Genomic DNA, 20,110 nt, shown 5'->3' on the forward strand with positions numbered 1-20,110 from the left:
AAGGCTGACTGGTTTTATTTCCCTGCCAAGGGATAATCACAGCCTTCCCCTGTGTCTTCGAGGGTTTTGACACCTATGTGGTACAACGGTCTGCTCGACTTGTCGGCCTGGCAACTGGTTGGCGTTACCCTGCTGATGACTCACGTGACCATCGTCAGCGTCACCATCTACCTGCACCGCTACTCCGCCCACCGTGCGCTGGAGCTCAACGGCGCGCTCAAGCATTTCTTCCGCTTCTGGCTGTGGCTGACCACGGCGCAGAACACCCGCGAGTGGACCGCCATTCACCGCAAGCACCACGCCAAGTGCGAAACCCCGGACGACCCGCACAGCCCCGTGCACAAGGGCTTGAGCACGGTGCTGCGCAAAGGCGCCGAGCTGTACCGCGAAGAGGCGCGCAACCCGGAAACCCTGCGCATCTATGGCAAGAACTGCCCGGAAGACTGGATCGAGCGCAACCTCTATTCGCGCTACAAGCTGGGCGGCATCGCCTTGATGGCGGTGATCGACCTGCTGTTGTTCGGCACCATCGGCATCACCATCTGGGCGGTGCAGATGATGTGGATTCCGTTCTGGGCGGCCGGTGTGGTCAACGGCCTGGGCCATGCGGTGGGCTATCGCAACTTCGAATGCCGCGATGCCGCTACCAACCTGGTGCCGTGGGGCATCGTCATCGGCGGCGAAGAACTGCACAACAACCACCACACCTACCCCAACTCCGCCAAGCTGTCGGTCAAACGCTGGGAGTTCGACATGGGCTGGGCCTGGATACGCCTGCTCTGCCTGCTGCGCCTGGCCAAGGTGCAACGCGTGGCGCCCATCGCCCACCGCGTCGAAGGCAAGGCCAGCCTGGACATGGACACCGCCATGGCGATCCTCAACAACCGCTTCCAGATCATGGCCCAGTACCGCAAATTGGTGATCGGCCCGCTGGTCAAACAAGAGCTGGCCAAGCTCGATGCCTCGGTGAGCCACCGTTTCCGCCGCGCAAAACGCCTGCTGTCGCGGGAAACCAGCCTGCTCGAAGACCGCCACCATGTGCGGATCGAGTCGCTACTCGCACAAAGCCAGGCGCTGAAAGTCATCTATGAAAAACGCCTGGCCTTGCAGCAGATCTGGGCCCGCACCAGTGCCAACGGTCATGACATGCTCGCCGCCATGAAAGACTGGGTGCAAGAAGCCGAAGCCAGTGGCATCCATGCCCTGCACGACTTTGCCGCGCAGTTGAAAACCTACTCCCTGCGTCCCACCGGTGCCTGACCGCCGTTGATCGGCACGCCCTGCAATGGGGCGTGCCCGCTGGAACTTACCCTCTGAAAAACCACTCAAATCCGGCACATCGCCCGCGTGGCGGGCCGGTCTGTGGCCGCACGCTCACCCGTCGAGAACCGCTCCGTGCACATGGCCAAGAACATCCATTCAACGCTGCCCGGCAACGCCCCTCCTGGAGCCGCCCAAACCTTGCTCGCCTTGCTGCATGCACAGGGCGAAGTGGCGCGGCTGAGTGAACGTGAACAGCTCTACAGCTCGTTGCTCGACAGCGTCAATGCGGTGCTCTGGGCCTTCGACTGGGAAACCCGCCAGGTGCTCTACGTCAGCCCCGCGTACGAGCGCATCTTCGGCCGCCCGGCCAGCCAGGTGTTGGCCGACTTCAACGAGTGGCGCGACAGCATCTACCCCGACGACCTGGAGTACGCCGAACGCAGCCTGGCCCAGGTGCTGGTCAAAGGCGCCGTGGAAGACCGCGAATACCGCATCATCAACGCCAGCGGCCAGGTGCGCTGGCTGAGCGACAAGTGCTACATCAATCAGCAGCGCGAAGGCGACCGAGTGATCATCGTCGGTATTGCCGAGGACATCACCGAAAAGAAGCAGCTCGAAGGCGAACTGCAACGTCTGGCCACCACCGACGTGCTGACCCAGAGCAGCAACCGCCGGCACTTTTTCGAATGCGCCCAACAGGCCTTCGACAACGCCCGTGAAGAGGGCACCCCGATGGCCTTCCTGTTACTGGACATCGACGACTTCAAGCAGATCAACGACAGCTACGGCCACCAGGAAGGCGATCAGGTTCTGCAACGCATCGCCGACGCTGGCAAAGCCGTGCTACGGCGGGGCGACCTGTTCGGGCGCATCGGTGGCGAAGAGTTTGCTGCGGTGTTCCCGGGCTGCACCGCGCAGGTCGCGGAACAGATCGCCGAGCGCCTGCAACGTGAGATCCAGCGGCTGAGTTTCAGCCATGGCGAGCAGGTGTATGGAGTGACGGTCAGCCAAGGGGTGACCGGGCTTGGCGATGCGGATGAATCGCTGGACAGCCTGTTTGCCAGGGCTGATGAAGCGATGTACCAGGCCAAGCGGCAGGGGAAAAATCAGATTGTCAGCAGTTGAAATCAACTGTGCAATCTTTGGGGGGCAGTCCAAAATGCCTCAGCCGGCATGCAATCTCTGTGGGAGCGGCTTCAGCCGCGAACACGGGCGTAGCCCGTGCCATGCTCCGCGGTGCCTGCTTCGCGGATGAATCCGCTCCCACTGATCAGGGCTCTGGTTCCGTGATAGGCGGCTCTTCATCCCTGATTTCGATGACCTCAGCCTTGGCCTCTTCCCGTGGCTTAACCTCAGGATTCTCTACCTTTCGCAACCGGCTCAGCTCCGCCAGCCCTACCTTGAGCAAGCGCGCGGTCTTGTTGTCGGCGACTTTTTCCAACCCCTGATCCGCCGGCAATCGCGCCAGTTGCCCAGCCAGGTTCATCGCCAGAATCTCCCGCGAATACACCCCGCCACCCAACTGGTAAATCGCCGCGATCAACTCCCGCAGGCTAAGCGGCAAGCGCCAGCGAGTGCGTAGCGCCGAGCCGAAAGCCGCGCCAAACTCCTTGAGCGACGTCTGCACCTGCCCTTCATCCAACTCACCGCCGGCCAGCCGCCATTCCTGCAGGCAACGCAGCACTGCCAGATCGCCCAGGCAGTGCAGCAGCCCTGCGCAATAGCAACGTTCTTCGTCCAGTTCGAGCTTGCGCGCCAGCGACCGCGCGTATTCGGCGGTATGCAGCGATAGGTTCCAGAAATGCGCCGCATACTGCGCCAGCAAAGGGTCGGTCAGGCGTGCGCTGCGCTTGAGGGTGAGCCCCAGGATCAGGTTCATGCTCTGCGTGCTGCCCAGCTTGTTCAGCGCTTGCAGCAAAGTCTGCACCGGCGCGTCACGATGCAGGGCCGCGCTGTTGGCGGCGGCGATCAGCACAGCGGTGACCTGCGGGTCGTTGCGCACCTCTTCTTCGAGCACCTTGAGGTTCAGCCCCTGGGGATTGAGCGCACGTTTGATCGCCACCTGTACATCGGCGAACAGCGGGCCGCCATCGGCGGTGGCGCGGCGTTGCTCAAGGAAAGCGGGCAAGCTGGCACCGGGCTGCAGCGGCGGCACCGGGCAGGCGATCTGCTCGCCCACAGCCAGCAGCAGCTCTTCCAGGCGTTTGCGCAGGTTTTCCAGATTCAGTGGCTTGCTCAGGTAAGCGGTGGGATGCAGCGGCAGTGCCTCGCGCACGCTGGCGCTGTCACTGCGGTTGCTCATGAGGATGAACGGCAACCCAGGCCCCTTGGCGCGCACCTTGCGCAACAGGTCGAGGCCATCGACGCCGGTCAGTTCGCGGGCGGCGATGATCAGGTCGGGCTTGCTGGCCAACGCCGAGAGCGCCTCCGAGCCATCGGCGCACACCTGCAGCCGGGCATCGCAGCGCACGCTGAGCAGCATCTCACGCAGCATGTCGCGTACCCAGGGGTCGCCTTCGGCGATCAGTACGCTAGGTGGGGCGGGGTCTGCAGCGTTCATGGCCAACTCCTGAATATCCCTGACACGCAAATCCGTTGCAGCTTCCAAGGCAAGTCCTGCAACAACCATAGCGCCACAGGCCTTTGTTGGGCACAAAAAAAACCCGCCTAGGCGGGTTTTTTTATGAAGCGCGTCACATCAAGCGAGTTCAGCGAAGCACTCTTCGATGATGGCCAGGCCTTTGTCCAGCAGTGCGTCTTCGGCAGTCAGCGGAACCAGGATACGCAGGACGTTGCCGTAGGTGCCGCAGGACAGGAGGATCAGACCCTTGTCGCGTGCCTTGGCAACCACTTGGGCAACGGCGGCGGCGTTCGGGGTGTGGGTGCCTTTTTCGAAGACTTCCACAGCGATCATCGAACCCAGACCACGGACGTCGCCGATGATCGGGTGCTTTTCCTGGATCTGACGCAGGCCAGCGGTCAGGCGCTCACCAACAGCTTTGCTGCGGTCCAGCAGTTTCTCTTCCTCGAACACCTGGATAACGGCCAGTGCCGCAGCGCAGGCGATCGGCGAACCGGCGTAGGTGCCGCCCAGACCGCCTGGGGCGATAGCGTCCATGTACTCGGCCTTGCCGCACACACCGGCCAGCGGGAAGCCGCCAGCGATGGATTTGGCGAAGGTGGTCAGGTCAGGCGCGACGCCCATCTGTTCCATGGCGAAGAAGGTGCCGGTACGGCCAGCGCCGGTCTGCACTTCGTCGGCGATCAGCAGGATACCGTGCTTGTCGCAAAGCTCGCGCAGGCGCTTCATCAGTTCTTTCGGCGCTGGCAGGAAGCCGCCTTCGCCTTGAACTGGCTCAAGGATGATCGCAGCGATGTCGCGCGGCTCTGCGTCGTTCTTGAAGATGCGCTCGACCGAGGCAATGGCGTCGTCAACGCTGACACCGTGCAGCTCGCTCGGGAACAGGGCGCGGAAGATGCCGCCTGGCATCAGGCCCATGCCAGCGGAGTACGGCACGACCTTGCCGGTCAGTCCCAGGGTCATCATGGTACGGCCGTGGTAGCCGCCGGTGAAGGCGATCACGCCAGCGCGGCCAGTGGCGGCACGGGCGATCTTCACGGCGTTTTCAACGGCTTCGGAGCCGGAGGTGACCAGCAGGGTCTTCTTCTCGAAGTCGCCTGGCACCAGCTTGTTGATCTTTTCGCACAGCTCTACGTAAGGCTCGTAGGCCAGCACCTGGAAGCAGGTGTGGCTGACTTTGGTCAGCTGCTCTTGCACGGCTGCAACCACTTTCGGGTGCAGGTGGCCGGTGTTCAGTACTGCGATGCCGCCGGCGAAGTCGATCAGTTCGCGGCCTTCAACGTCGATCACGGTCGAGTTCTTCGCGCTTTCAACGAAGATCGGGTGGATCTGGCCAACGCCACGTGGGACGGCGGCGATACGACGTTGCATCAAGGATTCGTTGGTCTTGCTCATAATGCCCTCATTTGCACCGATCAGCGGCGCTTTTATTCGGGGGTGGCTGGGAGTGTTCGCGAACAGTATTCGTTGATCGACTGCCGTGAACGCCCTGGCCACCAGGTACTGCTATGTCAAAAAGGCCAGCGAGACGTCGCTCTCGCGCCCCGCTGGCAGAGGTAAAACTTTTACCGTGCGATCAAACGCTGATGCACAGGTATTTGATTTCGAGGTAGTCCTCGATACCGTATTTGGAGCCTTCGCGGCCCAGGCCCGAAGCCTTGATGCCGCCGAACGGCGCGACTTCGTTGGAGATCAGGCCGGTGTTGATACCCACCATGCCGTATTCCAGGGCCTCGGCAACACGGAACACACGGCTCATGTCACGGGCGTAGAAGTACGAGGCCAGGCCGAACTCGGTGTCGTTGGACATGGCGATGACTTCGGCTTCGTCTTTGAAGCGGAACAGCGGCGCCAGTGGGCCGAAGGTCTCTTCTTTGGCGACAGCGGCAGTCTTCGGCACGTCGACCAGGATGGTCGGCTCGAAGAAGTTGCCTTCGATGATCTTGCCACCGGACAGCACCTTGGCGCCTTTGGAGACGGCGTCTTCGATGTGTTCCTGAACCTTGGCGACAGCTTTGCCGTCGATCAGCGGGCCAGTGGTGGTGCCGTCTTCCAGGCCGTTACCGATCTTCAGCTTGGCCACTGCGGCGGCCAGCTTCTCGGCGAACGCGTCGTAGACGCCGTCCTGCACGTAGATACGGTTGGCGCAGACGCAGGTCTGGCCGTTGTTGCGGTACTTGGAGATGATCGCGCCTTCGACCGCCTTGTCCAGGTCGGCATCGTCGAACACGATGAACGGCGCGTTGCCGCCCAGCTCCAGGGAAACCTTCTTGATGTCCTTGGCGCATTCTTCCATCAGCTGGCGACCGATTTCGGTCGAGCCGGTGAAGGACAGCTTGCGTACCAGGGAGTTGCCGGTCAGCTCGCCGCCGACTTCGCCAGCGCTGCCGGTGACGACGCTCAGCACGCCAGCCGGGATGCCGGCGCGGGTGGCCAACTCGACCAGAGCCAGGGCGGAGTACGGGGTTTGCGAAGCGGGCTTGAGCACCATGGTGCAGCCAGCGGCCAGGGCCGGGCCGGCTTTACGGGTGATCATCGCGGCCGGGAAGTTCCACGGGGTGATGGCCGCGGTAACGCCGATTGGCTGCTTGATGACGATCAGGCGCTTGTCAGGCTGGTGGCCTGGGATGGTGTCGCCGTAAACGCGTTTGGCTTCTTCGGCGAACCACTCGATGAACGAGGCGGCGTAGGCGATTTCGCCCTTGGCTTCGGCCAGTGGCTTGCCTTGCTCGGTGGTCATCAGGCGAGCCAGGTCGTCCTGGTTCTCGATCATCAGTTCGAACCAGCGACGCAGCTTGTTCGAGCGCTCTTTGGCGGTCAGTGCACGCCAGGCCGGCAGGGCCTTGTCGGCGGCTTCGATGGCGCGGCGGGTTTCCGCGGTGCCCATCTTCGGCACGGTACCGATGACTTCACCAGTGGCCGGGTTGGTCACATTGATGGTCTGGCCGCTGTCCGCATCCAGCCACTCACCGTTGATGAAGGCTTGCTGGCGGAACAACTGAGCGTCTTTGAGCTGCATGTCGGCTTCCCGAATTGTTGATTGTTGAAAAGCGCCCAAGGCAGGGCATCGAGCGTTTGAAATCTCAAACGAATGCTAAGCGGCTGCTGGGGTGTAGGACAATAGGCTGTTCAAAAAAAAGAACGAATGGTTGAACAGGCCATCGAAAAATTCATGATTTGCATGAATGCAACCGGCCTCTTCGCAGCTAAAGCCGCTCCCACCAGGACCGCTGTGCGGTATCCGTGGGAGCGGCTTTAGCCGCGAAGAGGCCGGTACAGGTTAGACGAACGAGTTGAAAAAAGTGTGAATCAGAACGCCTTGGCCAGATCGATCACCAAGGCTCGATAGCCAACGGAACCCGGCTGCCGGCTATGCACCTTCAATTCCACCACCACCTCCTGCGTCCCCCGTCGCACCTCATTCAACACGGTGGTAGTGAGCTTCTCAGGCGTCAGGAAATTCACTGATGCCGAATAGATGAACTGGGTATCGGTCTCCGGCCGGTAGGCCACCACCGACGTCACCGGGCTATACCACTCGTCGCCGCGCTCCTTACCGTATTCCCAAACCTGCTCGACCGTACCCTTGGCCTCGTCGATCTTGTATTCCACGGCGCGGCTGTAATTGCCACTCAACTTGGTCGGGGCAAAGTCACGCCCCCAGCCATTGTCGAACACGGTCAGGGTGCCTTTGCCGGTCAGCCAGGCGGTATGCTGGGTCCAGGACCAATCGAAGCCTTCACCACCGACCGGCTTGAGCACTTTGTCCTGCAGCCGCTGCGGCCAGCCCTGTGGCGAGGCGAGAATCCACTTCACCGCCTTGTCACGGCCGATCTTCGCCACGCCCTGGTGGCGCGCTGAAACGATAATGCTGTCGTCATCGGTATCGTAGTCGATGGCATTCACGTGCGCCCAGCTGCGCCCGGTGCCGACACCCGGCGTGTCGCCGAACGGCAGATCACCTTCGGCCAGCTCGTTGGCCAGGCGCTCGTCCTGTTTCTGAACCCCATCCGGCAGCTGGATGGCGGCCTTGCCCAGGGTTTCCAGAAGATCGCCACGATACGGGTCGAGTATCTGGTTCAAGTCCCAGAAGTCCAGCACGTCGCCGGCTTCGTTGACCTCGATAATGTGGTCACGGATTGAGCGCACGCGCTTGCCATCCGGGCGGCGGTAGTCGCTGGTGCCGACGCGCAGCAGGTAGGTGCCATTGCTCGTCTCGCGGATCTCATGGGAAAAGTCGGCGAACTTGTCCGGCAGGCTGCGCTGCCAGATGCGCCGGCCCAGCAGGTCGTACTTGGAGTAGGTCTGGCCCTGGCCCCATATCAGTTTGCCGTCGCGGGTCTGCTGGAAGCCCATGGTGCCGCCCAGGCCGTCGCGGCGGTTGGAATCGTGGATCTGCTCGATGTCCAGGTACCAGCGCACGTCGCCGTTGCTGTCGGAGATCCAGTTGTTGCCAACCTGGTCCCACTCGGCGGCACCGCCCAGGCCATTCCACTTGAAGGCACGCGCACCCGGGATATCACCCTGCAGGTGGTTGAACAGGTACAGGCGGTTTTCGAAGCCCGGCGCAACCTTGATCGGCTCGACTTCCGGCAACGCGGCAGTCTGTTTCGCCACCACCGGCAGACGCACGGCCGGCGCGTAGATCTGGTAGCGCTCGCGAATGCGCTCGCCGTCCACCTTGTAGGTCACTTCAACCTGGTTGACGTAGTCCGGATAAAGCCCGAACACCGGGATGCCGCCGTAGGTCCACAGCGAACGGTCGGATACGTCGTAGCTGATATCCACCCCGCGCTCACCGCGGCCCAGCACGCGCACATGGGCCGCACTCAAAGTACGCCCGCCGTCACGGATGATCGCGGTCAGCGGCGCCAGGCGGTACGGGTTGACCACCACATCACCGAGCAGCGCTTCATCACGCTCGGGGACCTTGGCGGTCAGGCAGGCGCCTTCAGGCAGTGTGGGGGTTTCGGTCTTGGCATTCATGGCAAAGCTCCTTGTGCTCAGAAGTCGTAACGGGCGGTGGCGCCGAAGGTGCGCGGGGTACCGAGCACGCCGGCATAACCACCGTTGGCGGAGTTCCACAGGCTGGTGAAATAGGTCTTGTCTCCGGCGTTCTTCACCCACAGCGACAGGTCGACCACGCCGTCGCCCTGGTCCAGGCGCACACCGGCGGAGAGGTTGACCAGCGCATAGCTGGGAATCTGGCCGAAATCGGAATCGTCGATGGTGCCGACCGCTTTCGAGCGGAAGGCATAGCTGGCAGTGACGTAAGGCTCGACGTGCTCGGTGGCCTGCCACTTGTACTGGGTGTTGAGGTTGGCGATGTACTTGGAGGCGCCGACCACCTGGTGGCCGGACAAGTCGCAGGTGGCGGTGGCATTGGCCAGGCTTACCTCAGGCGGGCATGGCGCATCGTCGTACTCGGTGTAGCGCACGTCGTTCCACGAGCCGTTGAAGTTGACCGTCAGGCCGCGAATCGGCAGCGCCGTCGCTTCGAACTCCAGGCCCCGCGAGCGCACCTGGCCGGCGTTGGCCAGGTACTGCACGCGGTTGACCTGGTCGTAGACGTTGGCCTGGTAGCCATGCACTTCGGCCCAGAACAGGTTGGCGTTGAGCTGCAGCCGGTCGTCGAGCAGGGTGCTTTTGAGGCCGACTTCGGCGTTGTTCACCCGCTCGGTGCCAACCAGCAGCGAGTCGGTACCCAGCCGTGGCGCCGCGCCGACGGTGAGGTTGATGCCGCCGGACTTTTCGCCGTGGGTCAGGGTGGCATAGCCCAGCAACTGCTCGTTGAAGCGGTAGCTCAGGCCGAGCAGGCCGGAAGGGCTGAAGCTGTACTGGTTGAGGTCGCCGGAATCGTAGGCGCCCACCCTGCCCTGGCGCGCCGCTGCCGCGGCTCCAGTCACCGCCGCGCCGCCGCTTGGCGCATCGCGGGTTACCCAGGCGCTCTTCTCTTCATAGGTGCCGCGGATGCCGGCGGTGAAGTCGAGGCGGTCTGTCACATGCCAGGTGCCTTGGGCGAACAGCGCATAGCTGTCGGTATCGATGTGGCCGTCGCCGATCGTGTTGACGTTGTTCAGGGCGCCTGCCGGGGTGAGGTTCCAGACATCCGCCTGCGGGCCATAGTAAGTGAAGGAAGTGTTGTCCAAGTCCTGTTTGAAGTAGTACGCGCCGAGCACGTAGTCGAAGGCGCCTCCGGTGGGCGATGCCAGGCGGATCTCCTGCGAGTACTGCTTGTCGCGCACCGATACACCAGCGCTGTAGAACACCGGCACGTCGAGGCCATCGTCATTGCGCGGGGTGAAATCCCACCATCGGTAGGCGGTGATCGAGGTCAGGGTGAAATCGTTGGGCAGGGTCCAGTTGGCCTCCACCGAGGTACCGCCCTGGAAAACCGTCACCTGCTGGTCGGCATCGAAATTGACCTTGCGGTCCTTGCCCGACACCAGGGTGGCGCCGGCCTGCGCGGCCAGGCTTTCGTAGCGGTTGACGCCATTGATGGTCGGCCCGGTGCTGTACAGGCTGAGAATGCCGTTGTTGGAGTCCTCTTCGTTGTACTCACCGATCCAGCGCAGGTTGAAGGTTTCGCTCGGCTGGAACAGCAACTGGGTGCGAAAGCCCTGGCGCTTGCCGCCGTTGAGGTCATCGCCGTTGTGGATGTTCTTTACGTAGCCGTCGTCTTCAGTGCGGTAGGCGCTGATGCGTCCGGCCAGGGTCTCGCTGATCGGCCCGGAGAAACTGCCCTGGGTCTGCAGGTAGCCGTCTTCGCCGATGGACTGCTGGATGCTGCCTTCGCGGTGGAAGGTCGGCTTGCGCGTGGTGATGTTCAACACCCCGGCCGTGGTGTTCTTGCCAAACAGCGTGCCCTGCGGGCCGCGCAGCACTTCCAGCTGCTCGACATCAAGCAGGTCGAACACCGCCATGCCGGGGCGGCCGAGGTAGACGTTGTCGAGGTAGATACCGACGCTGCCTTCCAGGCCATCGCTGGCCGGGTTGTTGCCCAAGCCACGGATCGAGATGCTGGACTGGCGGGCATGCACATAAGCCACGTTGGTGCTGGGCACCAGCTGTTGCAGATCCTGCACACGGTAGATGCGCTGGGTTTCCAGGGTTTCACTGTTCAGCACGCTGATCGGCGTGGGCACGCTTTGCGCAGTTTCTTCGCGGCGGCGGGCATTGACGGTGACGGTGCCGAGCTTGGCCTCCTGATCCACGGCAGGCACGGTGCTGGTCGGCTCTTCGGCATAACTGCCATTGGCAGCCGCCACCAGCACGCCAGCGGCCAAGGGTTGCAAGGTGAAACGCGACGCGCGCGCAGGCCAACGGGAAAGTCGGGTCATGCAAATGCTCCTTGAGGCATTGGCCCTGGCGAGCATTTCCGTTGACGGAACCGAATCGCGGTCAGTTGGGCTTATATTCTTTTAAGAGATATAAATATGTGTAATTCATATTTTGTGGAATAAGTAACACCCTTTATAAGGGGGCTCACCCTCTTCATCAATTGCATTCGACCGAAGATTTTCATGTAGAAAATGCATATCGACCTCCGCCAGCTCCGCCACTTCATCGCCCTTGTCGAACACCGCAGTTTTGTCGCTGCGGCGGCGGCGGTGAACCTGTCGCAATCGGCGTTCAGCCGCAGCATCCAGACGTTGGAGCACAACATCGGCTGCCGCCTGGTCGACCGCGCCAGCAAAGAGCTAGCCCCCACCCGCCAGGGCCTTCTGGTGCTGGAGCACTCACGGCGGCTGGTGCACGGCGCGCATAACCTGGTCAACGAAATACACCAGTTCAACGGCGCCACCACCGGTGTGGTGCGCTTCGGCTCCGGCCCGGCCCCCGCTGGCGGCCTGGTGCCTCGGGCGGTGGCGCGCTTCGTTGCCGAATACCCGGCGGCGCGCACCTGTTTTCAGGTGGATAACTGGCAGGCGCTGAACCGCAAGCTGATGGCCGAGGAAATCGAATTTTTCGTCGCCGACACCCGCCAGTTCGAGTCCGACCCGGACTACCGCGTGCATAAGCTGGCACCGCAGCGCTGGCATTTCTGCTGCCGCGTCGGGCACCCGCTGACCGAGCGGGACCAGGTGAATGCCCGGGATGTCTTCGATTACCCACTGGCGACCACCTTCCGCCCGCCGAACATCCGCAAGATCCTCAGCGACCTCAGCGGCAGGCAGGATTTTCTGCCGACGGTGGAATGCGAGCACGGCTATGCGCTGCTCAACGTGGTGCTGCATTCGGACACCATCGGCATCGCCTGCAGTGCCAATTTGCGGCCGTATCAGTCGGGACAGGGGTTGGTGGCGCTGCAGCTGGCGGACCTGGCGGCGGAGCAGGAAGAGTCGTTCTATACCCGCTATGGGGTGGTGAGCCGGGTGGGGTACGGGTTGTCGCCGTTGGCGCAGGGGATGGTCAGGCAGTTAATTGCCTGTGACAATGAAATCTGAGAATAGAGTGGGAGCGGCTTCAGCCGCGAACACCGGCAAAGCCGGTGCCATCCATCGCGTCGCTCTCTTCGCGGCTAAAGCCGCTCCCACAGGGTTGTTTTCCAGGCCTTATCCCTTGCGGGTCGTCCGGCTCCGTTGGCCATCCACACCTACCGGCACTTCGCCCGCCAACGTCACCCGGCGCACCACCCGTGGCTGGGTACCGTAGTCATCCACCGCATAATGCTGCGTCGCGCGGTTATCCCAGATCGCCACATCCCCCGCTTCCCAGCGCCAGCGCACAGTGTTCTCCAGCCGCGTCACATGCCCTTGCAGCACCGCGAACAGGTGTTGTGAGTCGGCCAGCGAATAGCCTTTGATGCGTTTGACGAAATGGCCCAGCTGCAGCGCCCGCTCACCGCTGACCGGGTGCACTCGCACCACCGGGTGCTCGGTTTCGTACACCGTCGAGGTGAACACCTTGCGGTAACGTTCGAGCTTGGCCGGGTCGACATCCGGCTTGATGCTCGCGTAGTCGTATTCGTTGCTGTGCACCGCCCACAGTTTGTCGGCCAGCTCGCGCAGCGGCTCGGGCAGTTCCTGGTAGGCCGCAGCGGTGTTGGCCCACACGGTGTCGCCGCCGGAAGCCGGGGCGACCACGCTGCGCAGGATCGAGGCCTTGGGGTAGGCATCGACGAAGGTCACATCGGTGTGCCAGGAGTTGGCCCGCTGGCCTTCGGCGCCATCGAGCTGCAGCAAGTAGCTGGTGCCGTCGACCACCGGCACGGTCGGGTGGGCGACCGGCTCACCGAGCAACTTGGCAAAGCCTTCCTGGCTTAGGTCGTCGAGATGAGTCTGGCTTCGGAAGAAGATCACCTTGTGCTGCACCAGGGCAGCCTGGATCGCTTCGATCGTGGCGGCATCGAGATCGGCGGACAGTTTCACCCCGCGGATCTCGGCGCCGATGCGGCCTGCGACAGGGTGGATATCGAGTTCGAGGGCTTGCGGTGCGGAGGCCAGTGCTGCGTTGCTCATGGTCGTGGTCCTTGCGGTCATTGTCGGGGTTAGATTCAACGGGCGGCTTGTACGGCTTGTTCCTGCTTCAGAGCGGCGTCGAGAAAACGCGGTTCGATCCAGTCAGCAACCTGGAAGCCTTTGCGGATCAGGCGCTCGCGCGCGGCCAGGTCGACGCCTTGCTGCAACTGGGCGACAAAGCCGGCGTCCAGTCGTGGGTCGAAGTAGTGGGCGAGGTCTTCTTTGGCCAGGTCGTCGCTGAGGATGCTGCGCGGCCAGCTGGCGTTGTTCGCCACCAGGTCGACGAAGGCATCGCGGTTGTGTTCGTCGCGCAGCCAGTGGGTGGCTTGCTGCTGGGCATTGACCACGCGCTGGACCAGCTCGGGGTATTGGCGGATGAATTCACCGGTACCCAGCAATACGGCCTGGGTGCTGCCAGCGCCCTCCAGGTCACGCGAGTTGACCGGCAACTCGACCAGGCCGCGCTCTCGCAGCGAGAGCAGGTTGGACAGGCCCCAGGTGGCGTCGATTTGCTTGGCGGCCAGCGCGGCGTTGGCGGCGTTGAAATCCAGGTTGATCACTTTCAGGTCGCGCTCGGACAGCCCTTGGCTGGCCAATGCGCTGGCGAACGACAGTTGGTTGGCGGTGCCACGGAACACCGCCACGCGCCTGCCCTTGAGGTCGTGCAGGGTCCTGATGCCAGAGCCCGGCACCACGCCCAGGTAGCTTTTCACCCCACGCACACCGGCGGACAGCACGCGGGTATCGAGGCCATTGGCCTTGCCGACGATTGCCGCCAGGTCACCGAGGTAGGCGAAGTCTGCCTGGCCGTTGGCCAGCGCTTCGTTGACCACAGGGCCGGCGCCCTTGAAGAAGTGCCAGTCGATGCGGATGCCGTCTTTGGCGAACTCCTTTTCCAGGAGTTGCTGATCGCGCAGTACATCGACCACGCCGCCGGCACTGTGCTTGCTGCCGGCGCTGAGGTCGGGTACAGCGATACGGATGCTCTCGGGCTTGGCCGATTCGGCAGCCTGGGCGCTGATGGCGAAGAAACCGACCAGCCCGAGGGCGGTAATCAAGTGACGCAACGGAGTGTTCATGGCAAGGCTCCTTGGCAGGTTGCCACCGGCGATGGCCGGCGCTTTGGCCAGAAGCTAGGCAGGTCTGGTTAGAACCTACAAAGATCAAAACTTCATTTTTTAGTAACCAGAAAGCATAAATCAGGCGCTGCGCGGCTCGCCGGGCGGGTTGCGGATTACGCATGGAAAATATGAGGAAAACGCAACGGCGGGAGGCTTCCGCCTGCGGGGTGTGCATGCTCTTATCTCTTGAAAGCCGCATATGAGAATTTTTAATTCCATAAGTGCATAACCTTGAAACGCTTCGAGAGATGGCTGATGAATGGAATTCTGAGCAGGAATCGGGGGGGGCCGCTGCGCGGCCCATTCGCGGCGCAAGGCCGCTCCCACATTGACCGCGCCATGCTCCTGCCTTGGTTGTTGCCGGTGCTGATTGTGCTGCTTTGGGTTGTGGCCAGTCGGCAGCACTGGATGAGCGAGCAGATTCTGCCGGCGCCTTCGCTGGTGTGGCAGAGCGCGGTGGAGTTTGGCACCGGCGAGCTTTGGGGGCACTTGTGGATAAGTCTGCAACGGCTGTTCTGGGGGTTGCTGGCGGGGATTGCCAGCGGATTGCTGCTGGGGACCTGGCTGGGGACTTCGCGCATGGCGCAAACCTTGGTGCTGCCAACCTTCGTCGCACTTGCGCAAATCCCCACCCTGGCCTGGATTCCGCTGTTCATGCTGTTTTTCGGCATCGGTGAACTGCTCAAGCTGGTGGTGCTGGTGAAAGCCGTGGTGGTGCCGGTCACCCTGCATACCCTGGTCGGTGTCCGCGATGCCCAGCCCAAGCTGCGTGAAGCCGCTGCGGCCTTGCGCCTGCCGCGTCACCTGCTGTTCCTGCGCCTGTTGCTGCCGGCGGCCCTGCCCGCTTTCCTCACCGGCGTGCGCCTGGCGCTGGCCACCGGCTGGACGTCGTTGTTGGCCGTGGAGCTGCTGGCCTCAAGTGAAGGCATTGGTTACCTGATGGTATGGGGCCGCCAGCTGTTCATGCTCGACCTGGTGCTGCTGTGCATTCTGGTCATCGGCCTGGTTGGCGCGCTGATGGAGCGCGGCTTTTCGTTGTTGGAAAAACGCCTGCTGTACTGGCCGCAACCGGCTACCGGCGAACAGCAGCGCGGCCCGGTGCCCAAGGGCTGGCAAAGCCTGTTGCTGCCAGCAGCACTGCTGGCGCTGTGGCAGGCCAGCAGCAGCCTTGGCTGGGTCGATCACAACATCCTGACCTCGCCGCTGGGCGTCGTGCACACACTGTTCGCTGGCCTGGCCGATGGCTCGCTGCCGCAAGCCATGCTGCTGAGCCTGCAACGCACCCTCACCGGCCTTGTGCTCGGTGGGGGCGCGGGGCTGCTGACCGGCCTGCTGCTGGGCCTGTCTCACTCCGCCGAACGCGTAGTGGGCCCCAGCCTATCGGCCTTGCGCCAGGTAGCGCTGTTCGCCTGGGTGCCGCTGCTGACCGCCTGGTTCGGCCTTGGCGAAGGTGCCAAGAACGTGTTCGTTGGCTTGGCGGCTTTCTTCCCGCTGCTGATTGCCACCCAACGCGGCATCGCCAGCCTCTCGCCGCAACTGGGCGAAGCTGCCCGCACGCTACGCCTGAACCTGTGGCAACGCCTGCGCCTGTTGGTGCTGCCCGGCGCGGCACCGGCGATTTTCGCCGGTTTGCGCCTGTCGCTGATCTACGCCTGGCTGGGCACCATCGGCGCGGAATACTTCATGCCGTCGGACGGCGGCATCGCCAGCCTGATGATTGGCGCGCAGCAGCTGTTTCGCATGGACCAGGTCATGGCCGCCATGCTGCTGATCGGCCTGGTCGGCGCCCTGCTCGGCACCCTTGGACAACGCCTCGAATCGCGCGCCATGCGCTGGAGAACCGCATGAACGCTTTCAATACATCGCACCTGCTGGCGGCCAACCAACCCGACACCACGCCCGCGCTGGTCAGCTTCGAAGGCGTGGGCAAGGTCTTCAGCGTCGATGGTCAGCCCCTTGAAGCCATCCGCAATTTCAACCTGGCAATCAACGAGGGCGAATTCATCGCCATCGTCGGCGCCTCCGGTTGTGGCAAGTCCACCCTGCTGCGCCTGCTGGTCGGGCTGGACACCGACTACAGCGGCAGTATCCGCGTCGATGGCCAAGCCGTAAGCGGCATTGGTGGCGAACGTGGCATCGTGTTCCAGGAGCATCGCCTGTTCCCGTGGCTGACGGTGGAGCAGAACATTGCGCTGGGCCTGGTCAATGAACAGCTGACACAAGGCGAACGCGCCCGCCGCGTGCATGAGTTCGTGCTGCTGGTGGGCCTGATCGGCTTCGAGTCGGCTTACCCGCACCAGCTCTCCGGTGGCATGGCACAACGCGTGGCGATCGCACGGGGGTTGGTGGCAAGCCCGCGGATTCTGTTGCTGGACGAGCCGTTCGGCGCGCTGGATGCATTGACCCGCCAGCAATTACAGGACGAACTGCTGGCGATCCGCGAACGGGCTGGGATCACAACCTTGCTGGTGACCCACGATGCCGAGGAAGCGACGTACCTGGCGGATCGGGTGGTGGTGCTGGAGCCGCGGCCAGGAAGGATCAAGGCGGTGGTCGAGATCGACCTGCCGCACCCAAGGCTGCGCACGGGGGTGGCGTTGCATGGGTTGCGTGAGAGGGTGTTGCATCAGATAACTGGAGATGGCGGGTACCTGCCGCCGGTGCGGAGAGTAGAAGGTCTCAGGCCGGAGCTGATTGCCCTGTAGGAGCGGCTTCAGCCGCGAACACCGGCAAAGCCGGTGCCATCCTGCGCGTCGTCTGTTTCGCGGCTAAAGCCGCTCCCACAGGAGCGGTGTCGGGCCGCTTAGCGTGTGCAGGTACGTCCATGGATAGATCCCCCGCTCATGCCCATCGCTGAACACCAGTTGCACGCCATACCCCTGCGACTCGACGCGTTCGACACGCACATCGGCGGCCACCACCGCAATAACGCCCGAAATCCGCGCCGCTCGGCATTGTGAACATGGGCAGGCACCGCGCAGGCGGGCATGGCTGATGCTGTGCTCGCCATCCTCCCATTGCAGCACCAACTGCCCAGCCCCACGCAGGTTGCGGATCGCCACAGGCGCATTCATCACGCCGCCCCGCGCAATTGCGCCAGGGCAATGCGCACCGCCTTGCGCACCTCAGGGTCGCTGTCGGCCTCGGCAGCCTGCAGCACCGGCAACGCACGCGCCTGGCCCAGTTCACCCAAAGCCAGGGCCGCTTCCTTGCGCAGGTTGGCAATGCCATGCCCGAGCAGTTCGCCAAGCGAGTCGAGTGCTGGGGCATAGCGCAGGCGCCCCAACGCGCGCGCCGCACGCAGACGTACTTGCCAGAAGCCGTCGGCCAACGCTTCCACCAGCGCCGGGCCAGCCTGTCCCTGGCCTACTTTACCCAGGGTAGTCGCGGCTTCTTCACGCACTTGCCAGGCCTCATCCTTCAACGCAGATACCAGTGCAGGCAGCACCGCATTGTCACGCGCAAGGCCCAGTGCGCCGATGGCAGCGCGGCGCACCTCAGTATCCGGCTCGGCCTGCGCCAGCCTTGCCAATGCCGGCAATGCCGGTTGGTGTTTGAGCCAACCCAGAATGCCCACCGCCTCGCGCCGCACGGCCGCATCGTCATCCGCCAGGGCCAGCAGCGCCGGTGCTGCGGCATCTTCCAGGCGCAACTCGCGCAACGCTCGCAGGGCGCTGGCGCGCACGAATGCATCGGCGTGCTTGACCCAGGGCAGGATCAACTGCCCAACTTCGAGACTCTTGAGTTCGCTCAGGCTCTGCGCAGCGGCCAGGCGCACTGGCTCGGCAGTATCGGCCAACGCGGCGCACAGCGCCTGCACCACCTCGGGCTCTTCCCAGGCTTCGAGCAGCCGCGCCGCCTCGCTGCGGACTTCGTCGGCCGTATCCACCAGCAGTGCATCGGTCAGCCACGGCAAGCCATCCGGATCCTCCAGGTCGGCCAGTTCGATCAAGGCGATACGGCGCACGCCTGGGTCGGCGGCTTCGAGGCGCGGCAGCAGGGCAAGGATGTCGGGGTTGTCTGTTTTTCGTTCAGTCATAACGCGATCCGTAGCGGAGGGTGGTCAGTGTCCGGCAGCCCCAGTGGTGTCAGGCGCGGCAGTTCGCGGCCTTCCTCGTGGCGCAGCAAAGCCAGGCAGTGACGCTTTAGATGGGTGAAGGCAGGGGTGGTCAGCAAGCTGGCGCGACGCGGGCGTGGAAAATCCAGGCGCAGGTCTTCGATGAAGCGCCCGGGGCGCGGGCTCATCACCAGAATGCGGTCGGCCAGGAACAAGGCTTCATCGATGTCGTGGGTGACGAACACCACGGTGGTACGGATGCGTGCCCAGATATCCAGCAGCAGCTCCTGCATCCGCGCGCGGGTTTGCGCATCGAGGGCGCCGAAGGGTTCGTCCATCAGCAGCAGGCGCGGGCGGTTGATCAGCACCCGGGCGATCTCGGCGCGCTGCTGCATGCCGCCGGACAGCTGGCTCGGCCAGCGTCCGGCAAAGTCGGCCAGGCCTACCAACTGCAGCATTTCACGCGCCTGACGCTGCCGTTCGGCCTTGCCCAGGCCTTGCATCTTCAGGCCGAAGGCGACGTTGTCGAGCACGCTGCGCCAGGGCAGCAGGGTGTGGTGCTGGAAAACCATGCCGCGTTGCGGCGATGGGCCGTCGATGGCCTGGTCGTCCACGGTCAGTTGACCCGCACTGGGGACCAGGTGTCCGGCCAAGGCGCCGAGCAAGGTGGACTTGCCGCAGCCGGAAGGCCCGAGAATGCACACGAACTCACCGGGGGCGACGGCAAAGTCCAGGCGTTGCACCGCCTCGAACGCATCGGCGCCCTGCCCCAGGCGTATCGACAGGCCACGCCCTTCGATTCGCCCAGGCTCAGGGGCCTGTTGATAACTGCTCATCAGGCCGCCCTCCGCGTGCGGTACCACGGGGTGGCCAGCGCGCCGAGGTGCTTGACCAGGGCGCTACTGCCCATGCCCAGCACGCCGATCAGCAACATGCCGACGATGATGTCCGGGTAGTTCTGCAAGGTGTACGACTCCCATGTGTAATAGCCGATGCCGAACTGCCCAGAGATCATCTCGGCGGTGACCAGGCAGAACCACGAGGTGCCCATGCCGATGGCAAGGCCGGTGACGATGCTCGGCAGCGCGCCAGGCAACACCACCTCACGCAGGATCGCCCAGCGACCGGCACCCAGGCTGCGTGCCGAGGCGACCAGACGCGGGTCGACCGCCTCGACGCCGTGCACGGTGTTGAGCAGGATCGGGAACAGCGCGCCGGTGAAGGTGATGAACACCATGGACAGCTCCGACGACGGGAACATCAGGATCGCCAGAGGGATCCACGCCACCGCCGGGATCGGCCGCAGAACCTCCAGCGGCGGCAACAGCGTGTCTTCGGCCAATTTCGAGCGGCCGATCAACAGCCCCAGGCCCACGCCGAAGAATGCCGCGACACCATAGCCGGCAAACACCCGCGACAGGCTGCTGCCCAAATGTGCCAGCAAGGCGTTGGAAGTCAGCAATTGCCAGGCAGCCTCCAGCACAGACCTGGGCGTCGGTACATAGGTGAAGGTGAACAAGCCAAAGTCGAGCTTGGCAGTGGCAGCCACCTGCCAGAACAACAGGCAGGCGAGCAACGATGCCAGGCGCACGGGCCAGCGATTGCGGGTCATGAAAGTGCCTCCCGG

At 63.5% G+C, this 20,110-nt stretch carries 16 protein-coding genes; 5 read left to right on the forward strand and 11 right to left on the reverse strand.

Going from position 1 to position 20,110, the window contains the following annotated elements; genetic code table 11:
• Positions 1 to 75: 75 nt before the first annotated feature.
• Together desA and ACIQUF_RS12820 are read left to right on the forward strand one after the other, a co-directional pair.
• Entirely contained in the window at positions 76 to 1,260 is a 1,185-nt protein-coding gene (gene desA, locus ACIQUF_RS12815) for a delta-9 fatty acid desaturase DesA (RefSeq protein WP_403131813.1), read from the forward strand.
• Positions 1,261 to 1,401: 141 nt separating this feature from the next.
• On the forward strand, positions 1,402 to 2,388 hold the full coding sequence (locus ACIQUF_RS12820; protein ID WP_403132511.1) for a GGDEF domain-containing protein: 987 nt from the start codon (positions 1,402 to 1,404) through the stop codon (positions 2,386 to 2,388).
• Between the two features lie 145 nt (positions 2,389 to 2,533).
• Here ACIQUF_RS12820 and ACIQUF_RS12825 read toward each other — a convergent pair whose 3' ends face one another.
• The 5 genes from ACIQUF_RS12825 to ACIQUF_RS12845 all read right to left on the reverse strand — a co-directional run bounded on the left by ACIQUF_RS12825 (position 2,534) and on the right by ACIQUF_RS12845 (position 11,184).
• Entirely contained in the window at positions 2,534 to 3,823 is a 1,290-nt protein-coding gene (locus ACIQUF_RS12825) for an HDOD domain-containing protein (protein ID WP_403131814.1), read from the reverse strand.
• A 138-nt stretch (positions 3,824 to 3,961) separates the two neighbouring features.
• On the reverse strand, positions 3,962 to 5,239 hold the full coding sequence (gene gabT, locus ACIQUF_RS12830) for a 4-aminobutyrate--2-oxoglutarate transaminase (RefSeq protein WP_403131816.1): 1,278 nt from the start codon (positions 5,237 to 5,239) through the stop codon (positions 3,962 to 3,964).
• 181 nt (positions 5,240 to 5,420) lie between these two features.
• The gene (gene gabD, locus ACIQUF_RS12835; protein ID WP_400801355.1) at positions 5,421 to 6,863 is read right to left on the reverse strand and encodes an NADP-dependent succinate-semialdehyde dehydrogenase; all 1,443 of its coding nucleotides are present in this window, start codon (positions 6,861 to 6,863) and stop codon (positions 5,421 to 5,423) included.
• A gap of 290 nt (positions 6,864 to 7,153) precedes the next feature.
• Positions 7,154 to 8,830: an aryl-sulfate sulfotransferase gene (locus tag ACIQUF_RS12840; RefSeq protein ID WP_403131818.1), complete on the reverse strand. Its 1,677-nt coding sequence runs from the start codon at positions 8,828 to 8,830 to the stop codon at positions 7,154 to 7,156.
• A gap of 17 nt (positions 8,831 to 8,847) precedes the next feature.
• The gene (locus ACIQUF_RS12845; protein WP_403131820.1) at positions 8,848 to 11,184 is read right to left on the reverse strand and encodes a TonB-dependent receptor; all 2,337 of its coding nucleotides are present in this window, start codon (positions 11,182 to 11,184) and stop codon (positions 8,848 to 8,850) included.
• A 192-nt stretch (positions 11,185 to 11,376) separates the two neighbouring features.
• On the opposite strand from ACIQUF_RS12845, the gene ACIQUF_RS12850 reads away from it, so the two are divergent.
• On the forward strand, positions 11,377 to 12,291 hold the full coding sequence (locus ACIQUF_RS12850) for a LysR family transcriptional regulator (RefSeq protein WP_403131821.1): 915 nt from the start codon (positions 11,377 to 11,379) through the stop codon (positions 12,289 to 12,291).
• A gap of 108 nt (positions 12,292 to 12,399) precedes the next feature.
• Here the strand turns inward: ACIQUF_RS12850 and ACIQUF_RS12855 are convergent, their stop codons facing one another.
• A complete protein-coding gene (locus ACIQUF_RS12855; protein WP_403131823.1) occupies positions 12,400 to 13,305 on the reverse strand; it encodes a TauD/TfdA dioxygenase family protein in 906 nt (301 codons plus the stop codon).
• 35 nt (positions 13,306 to 13,340) lie between these two features.
• The gene (locus ACIQUF_RS12860; RefSeq protein WP_403131825.1) at positions 13,341 to 14,384 is read right to left on the reverse strand and encodes an ABC transporter substrate-binding protein; all 1,044 of its coding nucleotides are present in this window, start codon (positions 14,382 to 14,384) and stop codon (positions 13,341 to 13,343) included.
• A 297-nt stretch (positions 14,385 to 14,681) separates the two neighbouring features.
• Between ACIQUF_RS12860 and ACIQUF_RS12865 the strand changes: the two genes are divergently transcribed.
• Positions 14,682 to 16,274, forward strand: coding sequence for an ABC transporter permease (locus tag ACIQUF_RS12865; protein WP_403131827.1), 1,593 nt, complete (start codon positions 14,682 to 14,684; stop codon positions 16,272 to 16,274).
• Complete coding sequence (locus ACIQUF_RS12870; RefSeq protein WP_403131829.1) at positions 16,271 to 17,131, forward strand: ABC transporter ATP-binding protein; 861 nt, start codon at positions 16,271 to 16,273, stop codon at positions 17,129 to 17,131. Before ACIQUF_RS12865 ends, ACIQUF_RS12870 begins: the two co-directional genes overlap by 4 nt.
• Positions 17,132 to 17,194: 63 nt before the next feature.
• On the opposite strand, the gene ACIQUF_RS12875 is transcribed toward ACIQUF_RS12870, so the two are convergent.
• Genes ACIQUF_RS12875 through ACIQUF_RS12890 form a run of 4 tightly spaced genes read right to left on the reverse strand, consistent with a single transcriptional unit; the run spans position 17,195 to position 20,095 of the window.
• The gene (locus ACIQUF_RS12875) at positions 17,195 to 17,500 is read right to left on the reverse strand and encodes a DUF971 domain-containing protein (protein WP_403131831.1); all 306 of its coding nucleotides are present in this window, start codon (positions 17,498 to 17,500) and stop codon (positions 17,195 to 17,197) included.
• A complete protein-coding gene (locus ACIQUF_RS12880) occupies positions 17,500 to 18,465 on the reverse strand; it encodes a HEAT repeat domain-containing protein (RefSeq protein ID WP_403131833.1) in 966 nt (321 codons plus the stop codon). Before ACIQUF_RS12880 ends, ACIQUF_RS12875 begins: the two co-directional genes overlap by 1 nt.
• Entirely contained in the window at positions 18,462 to 19,319 is an 858-nt protein-coding gene (locus ACIQUF_RS12885; protein ID WP_403131836.1) for an ABC transporter ATP-binding protein, read from the reverse strand. The genes ACIQUF_RS12880 and ACIQUF_RS12885 overlap by 4 nt, the downstream gene beginning before the upstream one ends.
• Complete coding sequence (locus ACIQUF_RS12890; RefSeq protein ID WP_403131839.1) at positions 19,319 to 20,095, reverse strand: ABC transporter permease; 777 nt, start codon at positions 20,093 to 20,095, stop codon at positions 19,319 to 19,321. The genes ACIQUF_RS12885 and ACIQUF_RS12890 overlap by 1 nt, the downstream gene beginning before the upstream one ends.
• Positions 20,096 to 20,110 lie beyond the last annotated feature (15 nt).

The organism is Pseudomonas sp. NPDC090233 (genome assembly GCF_044772285.1).
Lineage (GTDB): Bacteria > Pseudomonadota > Gammaproteobacteria > Pseudomonadales > Pseudomonadaceae > Aquipseudomonas.